The following is a 14691-nucleotide window of genomic DNA, read 5'->3' as shown; positions in this document are numbered from 1 at the left end:
CGAGGCCGCGTGGCGGGTTCGTTGCCCTCCCTCCGGGAGCGCCACAGCTTAGCGGCATGTCCGCGCTCCCCCGCTCCGGGAGGGGAGGGCTGAGCGCCGTGCTCAAGCTCTTCGTTCCCCTCTGCTTCTCCGTCGGGCTCCTGGTGACCCTTCGGCTGCTGGGGCCCCAGTACCTCGATCAGCGCCAACTTTCCGAGTGGCTGCGCCCCCTCGGGCACCTGGCGCCCCTCGTCTTCATCCTGCTGCTGGCGCTCCGGCCGGTGACGCTCCTGCCGGGGCAGTTCTTCACCGCGGTGGGAGGACTCCTCTTCGGGATGGCGCATGGGGCCGTCTACGCCCTCGTCGGCAGTGTGCTGGCCACCGGCCTCATCCACCTCCTGGCCAGCCGGCTCGGGCACAAGCCGATGAAGCGGCTCGTGGGCCACAAGCATACGGCCCTCCAGCACGTGGCGCGGAGGCACAGCTTCCAGCTCGGGTTCCTCGCCTGTATCAACTCGGTGATTCCGGCGGATGTGCTGCTCGCGACGGCTTCCGCCTCCGGCGCCCGCTTCTGGCCCCTGGCGCTCGGCGCGCTCCTGGGCACCACGCCGGGGACGGTGCTGACGGCACTCTTCGGAAGCGCGCTGGGACAGGGGAAGACGTGGACGACGGTGGTGTCCGCCTGCGGAATGCTGGTCAGCCTGCTGCTGGGACTCGCCCTGGGGCGCCGGCTGATGCGGGAGCTGCTCATCACCGATGCCCACGTCACCCCCGAGAGAGAGGCCCCGATGCGCTGGGGCCTCCCGCGAGGGGTCAGAGGTGCAGGTCTCCCGCCGCCTCCGGTTGATAGAGCACGGAGATGACACGAAGCGTCTTGGTGCGCCCGCCCGGGAGGGGCCATGCGATGGACTGGCCCACGGACAGGCCGATGAGGGCACTTCCGATGGGCGCGAGCACGGAGATGCGGCCCTCGTCGCTGCGAGCATCCCACGGGTAACAGAGGGTGACCTTCCGGTGCGCGCCCGTCTCCTCGTCCTCGTAGATGACGACGCTGTTCATCGTCACCACGCCGGGGGGGACATCCTGGCGGCTCGTCACGTGGGCCCGATCCAGCTCCTGCTCCAACATCTCGGCCAGCCCGGCGTTGTGCCCACCGGAGTGCTGCTCGACGAGGCGATGGAGCCGCTCGAGGTCGGCCTCCGTGAGAATGATGCGTCGCTCCTGGCTCATGGAAGGGGTCCTCCTTCGGAAGTGGCCGCGCTCGCGGCCGGGGTCAGTGGGGAATGGCGACGGCGCTCGAGACAGGGGCGTCCCCGGAGCGGATACAGGCCGTCTTCAGAGGGGAGCGGAACGCCGCGCGCCGGGGATTACAGCTGGGGGCGAGCGGCGTGGTGCCCCAGCCAGGCAGTGGCCCGGCCATGGGCGAGCAGGATTCGGCGCACCACGGCCCAGCGCGTACCGGCCTTCGTCGGAGCTGGGCAGAGGGGCTTCATGCGTGCGGTCACCCGGGGTTCCAATGCGACTATAACGACTCGTTTTCCTGGTGCAACGGCCGGTGGCTCCCCCTGGAGACGGAGGAACAATCCCGCCGGCGTAGGGGTTGGCCCATGGGACGATGCAGGTCGAGCATCGTCATGAACCTGGATGGACGAGATGCGCACGTTGCCACCGCCAGCCCCCGCCATGAATGAGACGTCCCGGGCAGGGCCGTGCCGGCGCTCGTGCGTGCTGCACAGGGCCGCGGCCTGGCTCCTCCTACGCACCGCGGCCCCTCTCTCATAGAGGCGCCAGCGGTGTTGAGCGAGGAAGAGTCCTCGTCCGGCACACCCTCCCCCCGCTCTTCCGTGCGCCCACGGGCCTGAGTCGTCCCGGCCCGTCCCGCGCGGAGCGCACACGCGAGCCATGAGGCCGTGCACCGCCGGATGAGCCCGAACCGGACTTCAACAAAGGAAGGAGGTTGTCATGTGGGTACGAGACGTGATGGCGCGAGGTGTAGCCGTCGTCAGGCCAGAGACGAGCTTCCGCGAGGCGGTGGCGCGGATGAGGCAGTCCCGGTGCCCACTCGTCGTCGTGTGGGACGGGCAGGACATTCACGGCCTCGTGACGATGCGGGCGCTGGTGCTGGGCGCCGAGGCGTGGGCTCAGGGGTACCCCATCCATGGAGTGGGGGACGTCGTGAGCCACGACTTCATCCTCACCCACGAGGGCGAGGCGGTGACGGAACTGGCGCGGCGGCTGATTCACGCGGGAGCGCGGCGGGCCATCGTCGTCGACGGGGACATGCGCGCGGTGGGCCTCGTCTCCCCTCTTGAACTGGCGAGGGTCGATACCACCGGGCGGGCCTCCGAGCTCGGTCCGCAACATCCGCCTCATCAGGACGCGGAGGCCCCCTAAGCCACCGGAACAAAGTCCGTTCAGGGGTGAGTGAGTCCGCCTTCCGGGCGCGCTCTTCACGAACTTGTCCAACAGTTGGACAAGTCTGGCGAGACCGGGCCCGGAGGGGACCCTCCTGCTTTCGAGCTGAGGACAGACCCCTGAACGGACTTACTTCGGCTGGCTCAGTCGATGAAGGGACGCGACCGGGAGGGCTTCTTGCGGATCAGATCGTTCTCCCGGGTCCGTTCCCACAGCGGGACGCCCATGCGGAACGCGGCCCGGGCGATGAGCTGTGCGGCGACGGGGATGATGGCGAAGGTGAAGATGAGGGTGAGCAGCACCAGCGCCACGACGTTGCGGCTCCACATCGCCACCATCGCCCCGCCGAGCAGCCCGCCCAGTCCAATGGTCGCGGCCTTGGCCGTCGCCTGCATGCGCATGAAGAGGTCCGGCAGCCGCACCATGCCCAAGCCCGCCAGCAACATCCCCAACGTGCCGAACACCAGGAAGAACGCGGTGATGTATTCCCTCATGACTCCTCCTCTTCTCCACCGTCCCCGGTGTCAGCCGTGAAGAGATAGCGGGCGATGGCGATGGTGCTCAGCGAGCTGATGATGGCCAGCACCATGGCCACGTTCAGCAGGCCCGGCACATCGATGAGCACCGCATACGCGGCGATGGCTCCCACGAATTGGAGGGAGATGAGGTCCATCGCCACGACCCGGTCCGGGAGCGACGGCCCGCGAACCAACCGGTAGAGCGAGAACACCGCCGACACCCCCAGGGTCACCAACACGCCTCGCAGGAGCATTTCGAACCAGGCGCTCATCGCAGCACCTTGAGCAGGGGGCGCTCGACGTGCTCCCGAATGTCCCGGGTGAACCGCTCCCGGGTGGTGGTGAACATCACGTGCACGTAGATCAGCCGCCCGTCCGGCGAGACCTCCAGCCCCAACGTGCCCGGCGCGAAGCTGACGATGAGCGCCAGCAACGTCACCTCCATGTCCGTGCGGGCTTCCATCTCGTAGGCGTAGATGGCCGGCTGGTTGTTCACGCCCGGGGTCACGATCTCGTGGGCGAGCCGCCAGTTGGCGGAGAGCACGTTCCAGAAGATGAGCGCCAGCAGGTGCCCCACGTACAGCAACTTCATGGCATACGGGGAGGCGCCGTGCTGCGAGGTGGAGAAGCCCAGCAGGAGCAATCCCACCCCGAAGCCGATGGCCAGGTTGGTGGGGGAGATGTCATCCAGCATGACGGCCCACAGGAAGGCCAGCACGAGATTCCACAGGAAGGTGCTCATGCGCCCCCCTCCAGCGAGGCCTGGATGTAGGCGCTCGGATTCAACAACTGCTCCGCCGCGGCATCCGCCAGCACGAACAGGGGACGGGCCCCCAGGCCCAACACCACCATCAACAGCGCCAGCGCCACACAGGGCCCCAGCAGCGCCGCCGGGCCCGCGCTTCCCCGCGCCTCCTCGAGCGGAGGTTTCCAGAAGGCCTCACGCCACACCTTCATCATCGAGTACAGCGTGAGCAGCCCCACGGCCGCCGAGATTCCCGCTACCCACCAGGCCTCGCCCAGCAGCGCCGCGCGGATGAGTGACATCTTCGCGAAGAAGCCCGAGAGCGGAGGAATCCCCGCCAGCGAGAGCGCGGGCACCAGGAAGAGCGCCGCCACCAGCGGATGGCTCCGCGCCAGGCCTCCCATCCGGGCCAGGTCATCCGTGCCCGTCACCCTCCAGGTCACTCCGGTGACGAAGAAGAGCGCGGACTTGGCGAAGACGTAGTGCACCCAATACGCGATGGCCGCCGCCAGGGCAGCCCGGGAGAACAGCCCCAGTCCCACCAGCAGGTAGCCAATCTGGCTGATGATGTGGAAGGAGAGCAGCCGGCGGAAGTCGTACTGGGCCACCGCGCCCAGCACGCCCGTCACCATGCTGAGCAACGCCATGACCAGCAGTACCCGGTGCGTGAAGGCCGTGTCCCCCGGATAGAGCAGGGAGAGAGTGCGGAAGAGGGCGTAGACGCCCACCTTCGTGAGCAACGCGGAGAAGAGCGTCGTCACCACCACCGGCGGCCTGTGGTACGAGGCCGGCAACCAGAAGAAGAGCGGAAAGGCGGCCGCCTTCAGCCCGAAGACGATGAGCAGCAACATGGCCGTCACCGTCACCAGCCCGGGGTACTCCGCCCTGGGCAGCCGCCGCGCGAGATCCGCCAGGTTCAGCGTCCCCGCCAGCCCGTAGAGCAGTGCCAGGGCGGTGAGGAAGAGCGCCGAGCCCAGCAGGCTGAGCGTCACGTACTTGAGGCAGGCCTCCAGCCGCTCCCTGCCCGCATCCAGCGCCATCAGCACGAACGAGGCGACGAGCATCACCTCGAACCAGACGAAGAGGTTGAAGAGATCTCCAGTGAGAAAGCCGCCGCACACCCCGGCCACCATGACCAGCACCAGCGGATAGTGCGCCCCGGCCTCCTGCCGCGGCTCCAGCGAGCCCGCCGAGTACACCACTCCCGCCACCGCCATCACGGCCGAGAGCAACACCATCAACGCGCCGAGCAGGTCCGCCACCAGGATGATGCCCAGGGGAGCCTCCCAGCTGCCCACCCGCAGGGCCTGGACGCCAGCGTGCCACACATCCCACAGCAACCACGCGGACGCTCCCATGAGACCGCACGTGGCGGCCAGTGCCAGGAGGCGGCGCGGCCCGGCCCGCCGTGGCAACAACAGACACAGCGCCGCGGCGCTCAGGGGCAGGAGGATGGGAAGGATGAGGAGTGCGCTCATTCGCCGTGCGGGGAGGAGGGAGGGACCTCGGTGCGCATCTCGTCCATGTCGTCGCTGCCCACGGCCTGGTCGGTGCGATGCACCAGCACCAGCAGCAGCGCCAGCATTCCGAAATTGATGACGATGGCGGTGAGGACGAAGGCCTGGGGCAGCGGGTCCGCCATCATGTGCAGGGGCGGCACGCCACTCGGCGGTAGCAGCGGGGCGTGAGCCCGCGTCACCCGGTTGGTGACGAACAGCGTCAGGTTGGTGGCACTGCCGAGCAGCACCAGACCCAGCGCCAGCCGCACCGCGCTGCGCCGCAGCAGGGAGTAGATGGCGGTCGAGTAGAGCACTCCGATGGCCAGCACCAACGCCGTCTCCATGTCAGGCTCCCCTCCTCTCGTTGTCTTCCTCTTCCTCGCTGCCCTTCTCCATGGAGAGCATGAAGGAGAGCGTCGTGCCGAAGACCACCAGGTACACCCCCAGGTCGAAGAGCAGCGGCGTCCCCAGGTCGATCTCACTCCCCCAGGGTCCCGACACCCGCGTCCACAGCCCGGTGAGGAAGGGCCGGCCGAACAGCATGGGAAGCGTGCCGCTGCCCAAGATGACCAGCAGCCCCACCGCCATGAGGATGACGGGATGGGCCCGCACCAACCGCTGCACCGTCCTCGCGTCGCTGGCGATGAAGTAGAGGAAGAAGGCGGAGGCCGCCAGCAGCCCGCCCACGAAGCCCCCACCCGGCGCGTTGTGCCCACGCACCGTCAGCACCAGGGACAGCAGCAGCAGCACGGGCGTCATCATCCGCGCCACCGTGCGCAGCACCACCGGGTTCATACATGTTTCCTTTGCCGGGGCCGCCGGAAGAGGAGGTACACCCCGAGTCCCGCGGTGGCCAGCACCGCGGTCTCCCCCATCGTGTCGAGCGCCCGGAAATCCACGAGGATGGTGTTGACGATGTTCAACCCATGGGCCTCTCCGGCACTGCGCGCGGCATAGGTCCGGGCCAGCTCGGTGTGGCGGGGCTGGGCGGTGATGTTCATCAGGGCCCAGGTGATGACGCCTCCCGCCGCCACCGACAGGGCCGCGTCCCACAGGCGGGAGTCCCGCTCCCGATGCGCTGGCACCGGGAAGCGCGAGAAGACGAGTGCGAAGAGGATGACGGTGAGCGTCTGCACCACCACCTGCGTCAGCGCCAGGTCCGGCGCCCCCAGCAGCACGTACACCAGGGCCTCGCTCAGGCCCACCACGCCCAGCGAGATGACGGCGGTGAGCACCGAGCGCGTCCGGACGGCCGCGAGGGCGGGGAGCACCAGCAGGACGAGCAGCACCGCCTCATAGAAGCGCAGCTCCTCCTCCGGGAACTGGAGCCCGCGGACCCGGGTGACGAGGGGCAGGGCGAGCAGCACCACCAACGTGCCCACCGTGACGAAGGTGTAGCGGTGCAGCGAGCCGTTCTGCAGCACCCGTGTCTGGGTATCCGCCAGCCGCACCATCCCCGAGACGGACAGGTGGTACAGGCGCTCGGCGCCCCAGCGCTCCAGGCGCAGCGCGCCGAGTGCCCGCCGCAACGGCTCACGCAGCGCGAAGGCCGCCCCTCCGAGTGCGAGGCTGGCGGCGCTCAGCCCCAGCGCGGGCGTCAACCCGTGCCACAACGAGAGCGCCAGGTGTCCTCCCTCGGGGCCAGCGATGTCGCTCGCGGCGCGGGCCAGCAATGGCTCCGCCAGACCTGGCATCAGTCCCAGCACCAGCCCGCCAGCCGCCAGCAGCAACGAGGGCACCCACAGGGCGGGACCGGCCTCGTGCACCGTCCCTTCCCCACCCGGGGGTCCCAGGAAGGGGCGCACACCGGTGCGCAGCGCCGTGCCCACCAGCAGCACGAATCCCAGCGCCACGCCCGCCCCCAGTCCCCAACCGCCCGGCGTGTGCAGCGAGGACTCGTAGACGAGTTCCTTGCCAATGAAGCCGAAGAGAGGAGGCAGCCCCATCATGGACAGCGCCGCCAGCCCCGCGGCGCTCCCGGTGAAGGGCATGGCCCGAGCCAGCCCTCCCAGCCGCGGCAGCTCGCGCGTGCCCGTCCCGTGGTCCACCATCCCCGTCACCAGGAAGAGGCTGCCTTTGTAGAAGGCGTGCGCCACCAGGTACACCACCATCGCCTGGGCCGCCTCGGCCGTTCCCAGCCCCAGCAGCAACACCAGCGTGCCCAGCACGCTCACCGTGGCGTAGGCCAGCACCCGCTTCATATCGGTCTGGCCGAAGGAGAGCAGCGCCCCGGCTACCATCGTCACCAGCCCCGCGGCCACCAGCGTCCCCTGCCACGTGGGTGTGCCGCCGAGCACCGGTGAGAGGCGCGCCAGCAGGTACACACCGGCCTTCACCATGGTGGCCGCGTGCAGGTAGGCACTGGCCGGGGTGGGGGCCGCCATCGCCCCGGGCAGCCAGAAGTGGAAGGGCACCTGGGCGGACTTGGTGAAGGCCCCGCCGAGCACCAGCAGGAGGATGGCGAGGGAGAGGGGGCCCTCACGCAGGGCGGGCGCGGCCGCGGGCAGCTCCGAGAGGGTGAGCGTCCCAGCCACCCATCCCATGAGCAGCAACCCCAGCAACAGTGCCTGGCCGCCGAGCACCGTCACCAGCAGGGCGCGCAGGGCCGCCTGGCGCGCCTCCTCCTTCTCGTTCTCGAAGCCGATGAGGAAGAAGGAGCTGACGGTGGTGAGCTCCCAGAAGACGTAGAGGAGCAGGCCATTGTCCGCGAGGACGAGGCCCAGCATGGAGGCCATGAAGAGCAGCAGCCATCCCTGGAAGCCACCCAACCGGGGGTGCTCCTTCAGGTACTCCCCCGCGTAGACGACGATGAGGGTGCCCAACCCGGAGATGAGCAGGGCCATGAGGAGGGCCAGTCCATCGGCGCGCAGGGTGAAGGCAATGCCCAGCTCGGGCACCCAGTCCATGTGGAAGGTGGGCGGCGTGTCCGAGAGGGCAGCGGGCACGAGCGTGGCCAGCCCCACGGTGAGACCCAGGGGAACCAGCCCGAGCACGAGCCCCGAGGCGCGCGGGCCCACCCGGACCACGGCCGGCGCCAGTGCGGCGGCGGCGAAGCCGAGGAGGAGAAGGACGGGCAGGGCCATGGCGGACGAGTGAAATAGGAATCACTCCCATACCGGGCAACCGTCCAGGCGAGCGTCTGGCCGAAGAGCGACAGTCTTCCCGAGGCGGGTACCAGAGGGGTGTCCGTTAATCGTCAGGCCTCATCTTCAGGCGACCTGATACGTTGAGGTCCTACGAGGTAGGCCCCGCGTGTCCACACACTCGCCATCCCCCAGCCCCGAGCACCCCATCCTTGCCGGCATGGCGGCCGCCCTGAATCCGCCCGACGACACGTCCCCACTGCCCGTGGGCACCCTCATCGGTGGAGACGTGGTGGAGGGGGTGCTGGGCAGCGGCGGCTTCGCCACGGTGTACCGGGTGCGCAGCCCCAGCGGCTACGTGTCCGCCCTCAAGCTGCTGCCGCTGGACCAGGGCCCCGAGCGTGCCGAGCGCGCCTGGCGCGAGATGTCGCTGGGCATGCGCCTGCGCCACCCCAACCTCGTGCGCCAGTTGGGAGCGGGGCACTGGCCCCTGGAGAACCCGCGCTACCTGTGGGTGAAGCTGGAGCTGGTGGAGGGCCCTACGCTGGACGAATGGGGAATGGCACCCGGGCGCACCCTGGGCGACGTCATGGACCGGGCACTGGAGGTGGCGCGCGCCCTGGCGGTGTCGCACGAAGCGGGCGTCATCCACCGGGACGTGAAGGAGGCCAACATCCTGGTGGGCCAGAGCACCGGGCAGGCGGTGCTGGTGGACTTCGGGGTGGGCTACCACCCGGCGTACCCCACGCTGACCAAGGGGATGTTTCCTCCGGGCACGCCGGCCTATCGCGCGCCCGAGGCCTGGGCCTTTGGCCGCGCGCACGCGGGCGAGCCAGGTGCGCACTACCGGGCCGGGCCGGGCGATGACCTGTACGCGGTGGGCGTGGTGCTCTACCGGCTGCTGACGGGCCGCTTCCCCTTCCGGCCCGCCGAGCACGGAGGCGAGAACGTGGAGGCCGTGCTGCACCGCGAGCCGTTGCCGCCACACCTCGTCAACCCTCGCGTGCCCCTGGCGGTGGAGGCGGTGTGCCTGCGACTGCTGGCCAAGACGCCCGAGGCGCGCTACCCGGACGCGGTGGCGCTGTACGAAGTGCTGGAGGAGCTGCGGGCCCGGACGGACGTTGACTGGAAGCAGGTGCTGCACCCGGAGCGGCGGCGTCCGGTGAAGCGCTGGAGCCGGGGGCTGGCGGCGGTGGGCGTGGGGTTGGCGGTGGCACTGGGGGCCTGGTGGCTCGGCTCTGGCCGGGAAGTGGCGCCAGGTGGGCACACGCCGGAACCTGTGCGAGCCGTGGCCGCGCCTCCTGTCGAGACGCCTCCTCCCCCGGCCGCCGCCCCGCCGCTGGCGCTCCGAAAGGACAGTGTCCCCGTGAAGCAGCAGCAAACGTCTGGCCCCCAGTCCGAAGCCACCTCCAAGCGCCGGGGAGCCACCGTGCGAACCGCGTGTCTTGGACTCACCGGCGCCGCCCTCCAGGCCTGCTTGGGCACGCAGCAGGTGCCGTCCGAGCGCTCCCCTCCGCCGCCCCAGGAGTGCCCCGCCGGAGCCGTGGAGACCATGACGAACACGCTCGGCCTGCGCATCCGGGAACGCAGGAGCATGGACTGGAGCGACGTGCGTGGCAGGTCCGTGCACGTGCACGAGGACACGCCTCTCCGCGTGGCGGGCGCCTGGGAGGCGGGAGCGGACTACTCGGGCAAGGGATACAAGATCGCGCTTCCAGACGAGACCTGGCTCTTCGGAAGGCTCTACGTCAAGGACGGGCGGGTGTACGGCCGCTTCACCGAGGCTCGCACGCCCCTCGGGGTGAGATACCCGATGTGCCTGGAGTTGCTGGATACGGATGGCAACGTCGGCCTCGAACTCCAGCCCGGCAGTGGACCGGGGAAGATGATGGTGGACCCCGTCGTGGAGGTGCGAGTGGTGGATCGCTTCAAGTAGGAGCGTCCAGAAGACGGGACGGACATGACCGAGCAGGAAGTGTGATACAGCCCCACTCCTCCGGTCTTGTCCATGTGAGGTACCTTCCTCATGCCCGTACTCTCCTCGGCTGCCCTGTTGCGATTCGTATTGCTTGCCGCTCCCGTGGAGGATTTCGCGCCCTCCGCGTCGCCTGCCTGTGAAATGGGCACGCGCCTCCTGGAGTTGACAGCGGACATGCCCGATGAGGCGCTCGCGGTGTGCATCCACCCGGGGCTCTCCACCAGCATCCTCTTCGACGCGAAGCTGGGGCGCGTGGAACTGCCCGGACGCGAGAGGTTCCGGGTGATGGAGAATGAGACGGGGCTCGCCATCGTGCCCACGTGGGCTCTCTCGCAAGGGGAGCGCGTGCTGATGACGGTTACCTTCGAGGATGGCGCGGCCCCGGCGAGCGTCCGCTTCCTTCTGGTGGTGCACGCATCCGAGGCCGCGCGGCAGGTGGTGGTAACACGCCAGCCGCGCTCGCTCGAGTCCTTGCGGGAAGGCGAGCAGCGGGCGAGGGCGGAAGCGCGGCAGTGCCGAGAGGATAAGGCACGCCTGGAGACGGAGTGCAGCGGGCCGCGGGGGGTTCTGGGACTCCTCGCCCAGGGACTCCTGGACGAGGGCGGCATCGCCGACAAGAACATCACGAAGAATGTCATCTCTCGTCCGGACAACACCCTCAAGTCAGTGAAGGGGCGCAGCTACCGCCTGGACACCGGGCGAGTGGAGGGCGAGCGCGAGGTGGTGCGGCTGGCCGTGGCGCAGCAGTTACGAAACCACGGCAGCACGCCATGGACACCCGGCGGGGCGGTGCTGATAGGCCCGAAAGGAGAGGAGTGGAAGGTGCTGAGGGTGTGGTCGCAGGAACCCATTGCTCCAGGCAATCAGCGCAACGTCGGGGTGGAGGTGGAGATGCCGGAGGATGCCGCGCGCGGCACCTTCACCCTCAAGTGGTGGGGCCAGGAGGCAGGCAGCGGAAGCGAGCACTTCGACGGTGTGACCTTCCCGTAGTTCGGCCAAGACGCTTCCCTGGAATGGCTTTGCAGCAGGCGCCTGGCCCCTTGATTCTTGTCACGGATTGACTCGATGCAGCTCTCTGGCTGGAGATGAGCATGACATCCAACCCCTCGGAAGGATTTGTCATTCTGGCCGCACCATCCCGCAAAGACTTACACGGAAAGCAATTGCTCAGGGGCATCTGTTATCAAGAGCGAGACACGGCAAGGTGCCTCGAGCCGGGGTACCGCATCACGGAAAGGACAGGGGCGCCATGGAGTGGGGGATGAGCTGGAACCTAGGACGTGCAGCACGTTGGGGCAGCCGGGCTCTCGCCGTCTTCACCGGACTCACCCTCCTCATGGCCAGCGGTCAGCCTGCCATGGCGGCGGAGAAGAAGCCGGCGGTGGACGAAGCATCGATCCAGCGGGTTCTCGAGGACTCCGCGCAGATCGCCGACAAGGTTGTCGAACCCAAATCGGCTGAGGCCGTGGCCGCCCGCGAACTGGCCGAGGCGACGCACCGGTCCGGAAAGGTCACCCTGCACCTGCCCGATGGTGCCACCGCGGACGTGTCCAAGGCCCAGGTCTACCGAGTGGACGATGGTGGCACCCTGGTCCGTGTGCCGATCACCGACATGACGGCCGGAAGCGTGGTCGGCTACGTGTTCGACGCGAACCGCCAGCTCACCCAGACCATCGAGATCCATCTCATCGAGCACACCGCTACCACGGGGCAGATCCGGATCTGGCTCGACGGACGGCAGGTCCTCGACCGGAAGATCACCGAGAACGATACCAAGGCCGCCGCGAACGCCATGGCGACCGTGGCCATGAAACAAAAGCCCGGCTCCACCGAGGCCCAACCTCTGGGCTTCAGCTTCGGCAAGTTCAACAGTTGCCTCAGCAGCGCCGGTGTCTCTTCCTGGGTCGTCGCATCGATCGGCATCGCGTGTGGAGCCATCTGCGCCGGCACCGCGGGCGCCGGCTGCATCCCGTGCCTGACCGCGGCTGGCGGTGTTTCCGCGGGGACCATCTGGTTCTGTATCGGGAAGGCCACCCGCTAGGTTCGAGCTCACCCGCCCGCCCTCCGTCCAAGCATGAGGCGGAGATTGGCCGAGCGCTCCACCCCACCCCACCGTGTGCTGCTGGGGGAGGTGTACATGGGACTGTTGGGTGAAACCGTGGGGCAGACGGTGGGGGCCCTGTTGTCTCCACAATTCCGTGCCATCTCGGGGCTGCGCCACGCGCGTGCCGTGCATGCCGAGGGCATCTGCCTCCAGGCCGAGGTCGTTCCCGTGAGGACCGACCCGCCCTTCCTGTCCGTGGCCAGCCGTCTCGCGGGCCCGGCACTCGTGCGGCTCTCCACCGCCAGCTGGCGGGGTGGACGCGAGTGGCCGGACATCCTCGGGGCCTCGGTGCGCTTCCGGCGCGACACACGCCTCACCGAGGAGGCCTCACCCGGCGACCAGGACATCCTCTGCGCCACCCTGCGCCACCTCTGGACGCTGGGCCCCGCCTTCCTCACCACCCGCGTCCACGACTGGCTCCAGAACGACTACTACGGCATCGCGCCCTTCACGGTGCTGGGACTCGGGAAGACGAAGCTGCGGCTCACCTCGGCGCGGGGCCCCCGGCGGTACGGCTCGCGGGTGGCGCGGCTGCGCGACGCCATGCACGACGGCAATGCCCTCCTCACCTTCGAGGTGCTCCCCCTGGAGCATGGGCTGCCCCGCACCTGGACCCCGCTCGCCGACATCGTCCTGCGCGAGGAGGTGGTGTTGGACCCGGCGCGCCTGCGCTTCAACCCCTTCCGCGATGGGCTCGGCATCCGTCCTCGCGGCTTCCTGCACGCCATGCGGCTCCCCATCTACCGGCAGAGCCAGAAGGGCCGCGTCGAGCACTGAGCGGCGTGCTACTTCACTTCCATGATCATGAAGCGCTCGACGTGAACGAGCTTCTTTCCGCGCTTCACCTCGAGCCGGTACTGGCCAATCGGCCAGCCGCTGGTGGGCTTCCCGAGCGTGAAGGTCGCCGCCATCTTGTCCGCGGCCGTCACCGTGGCGGAGTCGATGACGAAGTTCTTCGGTGCGGCACTGCCCACGTCCTCGGCGATGAAGGAGCCCGTGAGTGTCGTGCCCGCCGGAGCCCGGAAGTAGAAAATGACCTTGGGCAGCGTGTTGGGCAGGACCATGCCCATGGGGTCGATGACCGCAGGCGCCTTCGCCTGTGACGGGGCTGGACCCAGGACCGCGATGACTACACCAAGGGCGAGAACGGCGAACACGGACAGCTTCTGCGTCTTCATGGGGGGACTCGCTTTCGTGGAGGGACGGAACACTATAGGCCACGGCGGTGCGCGTGCCGGGTCATGTCTTCACGGTCCGCTTGCGCACCTGGACGATGTTCCCCGTCCTCGCCCCGTCACGTCCCAGCGGCCCACCACCTGCCCACCGCGCACGGCCCACAGCTCGTCCTGAAGGTTCACCGAGACACAGACGTGGTTGGGCACCACCCGCACCCGCTCGCCCACACGCGGCCTCCACGCGGTCCGCGACAGGTCCAGCATCCCGTGCTCCTCGGACAACGCATGCACCACCACGTCGGGGCGCTCCAGCAACGCGCCGTAGCCACCCACCGGTAGTTCCTCCTTCGCCAGCGCCTTGGAGCCCGCGTCGATGACGGCCTGTCCCGGCACCGCCGTGCTCACCACCGTCGCCAGCACCGAGTAGGCCACCTCGTCCCAGCCACACGCGCCCATCCACGCGCTCGCCCGGTCGAAGAAGGGCGTGATGCCAGGACGGATCTCATTCATCCCCACCACCTCGTGCGAGCGCCAGAGCGTGGGCGTGGAGCCACCACTCACGATGCCCGGCTTCAACCCCGCGGCCTTGAGCGCCTCCAGGAACGTGCCCAGCCGCCGCGACACCTCCGCGAGCGCCGGGCCCTGCTCGGCCAGCGGCATGCGGATGTGTCCCGGATAGAACATCACGCCCAGGTACTCGAGCCCCTGCGTCCCGGCGGCCTCACGCGCCAGCGTCACCGCCTCCTCTGGCGTTGGCACGCCCACGCGGCGCATCCCCAGGTCCAGTTCCACCAACACACCCACGCGGCGCCCCGCCCCACGAGCGGCCTCGGCCAGTCCGGCCAACGCCTCCCGGGAGTCCACCGCCACCGAGAGCCGCACCCGTCCGGGCAGCGCCATCAATCGCGCCAGCTTGGAGGCACCCACGGGCGAGTAGGCCAGGAGCACATCGCCGGCCACTGCCCCCATCACCTCGGCCTCTCGCGGCGTGGCCACCGTGACGCCAGAGGCTCCGGCCTGGAGTTGCCTCGCCGCCAGCTCCGGCACCTTGTGCGTCTTCGTGTGGGGCCGCCACCGCAGCCCGTGCTCGCGCACGTACACCGCCGCCTTCTGGAGGTTCTTCTCCAGGCGGTCCTCGTCCACCAGTGCCGCGGGGGTCTCGATGCTGTCCAGGGAGGGATGGCTCATAAGTGCT

The 14691-nt window shown here is 69.1% G+C and carries 17 protein-coding genes; 6 read left to right on the top strand and 11 right to left on the bottom strand.

What is annotated here, in order from left to right:
* The first annotated feature begins 56 nt into the window (after positions 1-56).
* Entirely contained in the window at positions 57-842 is a 786-nt protein-coding gene (locus tag BO221_RS01360) for a TVP38/TMEM64 family protein (protein WP_073558518.1), read from the top strand.
* Here BO221_RS01360 and rnk read toward each other — a convergent pair.
* Positions 793-1209, bottom strand: coding sequence for a nucleoside diphosphate kinase regulator (rnk, locus tag BO221_RS01355; protein WP_073558517.1), 417 nt, complete (start codon positions 1207-1209; stop codon positions 793-795). The two genes, BO221_RS01360 and rnk, sit on opposite strands and share 50 nt — an antisense overlap.
* A 137-nt stretch (positions 1210-1346) precedes the next feature.
* A complete protein-coding gene (locus BO221_RS57010; protein WP_255408420.1) occupies positions 1347-1472 on the bottom strand; it encodes a hypothetical protein in 126 nt (41 codons plus the stop codon).
* A gap of 469 nt (positions 1473-1941) precedes the next feature.
* On the opposite strand from BO221_RS57010, the gene BO221_RS01350 reads away from it, so the two are divergent.
* The gene (locus BO221_RS01350; RefSeq protein ID WP_073558516.1) at positions 1942-2373 is read left to right on the top strand and encodes a CBS domain-containing protein; all 432 of its coding nucleotides are present in this window, start codon (positions 1942-1944) and stop codon (positions 2371-2373) included.
* A 164-nt stretch (positions 2374-2537) separates the two neighbouring features.
* Here the strand turns inward: BO221_RS01350 and mnhG are convergent, their stop codons facing one another.
* Genes mnhG through mbhE form a run of 7 tightly spaced genes read right to left on the bottom strand, consistent with a single transcriptional unit; the run spans position 2538 to position 8239 of the window.
* The gene (gene mnhG, locus BO221_RS01345; protein ID WP_073558515.1) at positions 2538-2888 is read right to left on the bottom strand and encodes a monovalent cation/H(+) antiporter subunit G; all 351 of its coding nucleotides are present in this window, start codon (positions 2886-2888) and stop codon (positions 2538-2540) included.
* Positions 2885-3184: a monovalent cation/H+ antiporter complex subunit F gene (locus tag BO221_RS01340; RefSeq protein WP_073558514.1), complete on the bottom strand. Its 300-nt coding sequence runs from the start codon at positions 3182-3184 to the stop codon at positions 2885-2887. The genes mnhG and BO221_RS01340 overlap by 4 nt, the downstream gene beginning before the upstream one ends.
* Positions 3181-3654 carry a Na+/H+ antiporter subunit E gene (locus tag BO221_RS01335; protein ID WP_073558513.1) on the bottom strand — a complete coding sequence of 158 codons (474 nt, stop codon included), beginning with the start codon at positions 3652-3654 and terminating at the stop codon, positions 3181-3183. The genes BO221_RS01340 and BO221_RS01335 overlap by 4 nt, the downstream gene beginning before the upstream one ends.
* Positions 3651-5135, bottom strand: coding sequence for a proton-conducting transporter membrane subunit (locus BO221_RS01330; protein ID WP_073558512.1), 1485 nt, complete (start codon positions 5133-5135; stop codon positions 3651-3653). Before BO221_RS01330 ends, BO221_RS01335 begins: the two co-directional genes overlap by 4 nt.
* Complete coding sequence (locus BO221_RS01325) at positions 5132-5500, bottom strand: NADH-quinone oxidoreductase subunit K (RefSeq protein ID WP_073558511.1); 369 nt, start codon at positions 5498-5500, stop codon at positions 5132-5134. Before BO221_RS01325 ends, BO221_RS01330 begins: the two co-directional genes overlap by 4 nt.
* A 1-nt stretch (position 5501) precedes the next feature.
* Positions 5502-5951: an MnhB domain-containing protein gene (locus BO221_RS01320; RefSeq protein ID WP_073558510.1), complete on the bottom strand. Its 450-nt coding sequence runs from the start codon at positions 5949-5951 to the stop codon at positions 5502-5504.
* The gene (mbhE, locus tag BO221_RS01315) at positions 5948-8239 is read right to left on the bottom strand and encodes a hydrogen gas-evolving membrane-bound hydrogenase subunit E (protein ID WP_073558509.1); all 2292 of its coding nucleotides are present in this window, start codon (positions 8237-8239) and stop codon (positions 5948-5950) included. Before mbhE ends, BO221_RS01320 begins: the two co-directional genes overlap by 4 nt.
* Before the next feature lie 169 nt (positions 8240-8408).
* Between mbhE and BO221_RS01310 the strand changes: the two genes are divergently transcribed.
* The 4 genes from BO221_RS01310 (at position 8409) to BO221_RS01295 (ending at position 13098) form a co-directional block, all read left to right on the top strand.
* Positions 8409-10175, top strand: a complete 1767-nt coding sequence (locus tag BO221_RS01310; RefSeq protein WP_143195205.1) for a serine/threonine-protein kinase — start codon at positions 8409-8411, stop codon at positions 10173-10175.
* A gap of 90 nt (positions 10176-10265) precedes the next feature.
* A complete protein-coding gene (locus BO221_RS01305; RefSeq protein WP_073558507.1) occupies positions 10266-11207 on the top strand; it encodes a DUF2381 family protein in 942 nt (313 codons plus the stop codon).
* A gap of 271 nt (positions 11208-11478) precedes the next feature.
* A complete protein-coding gene (locus BO221_RS01300) occupies positions 11479-12258 on the top strand; it encodes a hypothetical protein (protein ID WP_143195204.1) in 780 nt (259 codons plus the stop codon).
* Between the two features lie 96 nt (positions 12259-12354).
* Positions 12355-13098 carry a hypothetical protein gene (locus tag BO221_RS01295; RefSeq protein WP_073559393.1) on the top strand — a complete coding sequence of 248 codons (744 nt, stop codon included), beginning with the start codon at positions 12355-12357 and terminating at the stop codon, positions 13096-13098.
* A gap of 8 nt (positions 13099-13106) precedes the next feature.
* Here BO221_RS01295 and BO221_RS01290 read toward each other — a convergent pair whose 3' ends face one another.
* Both BO221_RS01290 and BO221_RS01285 read right to left on the bottom strand, forming a co-directional pair.
* Positions 13107-13499, bottom strand: coding sequence for a hypothetical protein (locus BO221_RS01290; RefSeq protein ID WP_073558505.1), 393 nt, complete (start codon positions 13497-13499; stop codon positions 13107-13109).
* Between the two features lie 69 nt (positions 13500-13568).
* The gene (locus BO221_RS01285) at positions 13569-14684 is read right to left on the bottom strand and encodes a D-TA family PLP-dependent enzyme (RefSeq protein ID WP_073558504.1); all 1116 of its coding nucleotides are present in this window, start codon (positions 14682-14684) and stop codon (positions 13569-13571) included.
* Positions 14685-14691: the final 7 nt, after the last annotated feature.

Origin of the sequence: Archangium sp. Cb G35 (genome assembly GCF_001896145.1) — a bacterium.
Lineage (GTDB): Bacteria > Myxococcota > Myxococcia > Myxococcales > Myxococcaceae > Archangium > Archangium violaceum.
The sequence above is the reverse complement of the archived record's forward strand: the minus strand, read 5'-3'. Positions and strand labels throughout refer to the sequence as shown.